This window comes from Mameliella sp. CS4 (assembly GCF_019392335.1).
Lineage (GTDB): Bacteria > Pseudomonadota > Alphaproteobacteria > Rhodobacterales > Rhodobacteraceae > Antarctobacter.
This window is the reverse complement of sequence record NZ_JAHXRQ010000208.1, coordinates 1-257: the sequence shown is the minus strand read 5'-3', so window position 1 is coordinate 257 and position 257 is coordinate 1. Positions and strand designations below refer to the sequence as shown.

Sequence of the window (257 nt, the reverse complement as noted above, 5' to 3'; positions counted from 1 at the left end):
CCGCTTCCTGCACACTGCTTTGCAGGCCGTCGACCTGCTCACGGATCTGTGTATCCAGTTCCCGCGCGGCCGAACGGCTGTCGGCGTGGCCGTCACTGGCCACCTGCAGATGACCCTGGAATGCCTCGAGGCGCTCGTTGAGCTGCTTGAGGTAGGCTTCGAACTCGTGCTGGCCGCTGTCGGTGATCGCCAGCATCAGCACTGCAAGGTCATCAAGGATCGGCAGCAATTCGTACCAGTTCAAGCCGTGGGCCAGG

1 pseudogene is annotated in these 257 nt (G+C 62.6%); it reads right to left on the bottom strand.

Annotated elements, in window-relative coordinates:
- A pseudogene (locus tag KZZ07_RS27125) lies at positions 1-257 on the bottom strand (hypothetical protein); the annotation flags it as partial.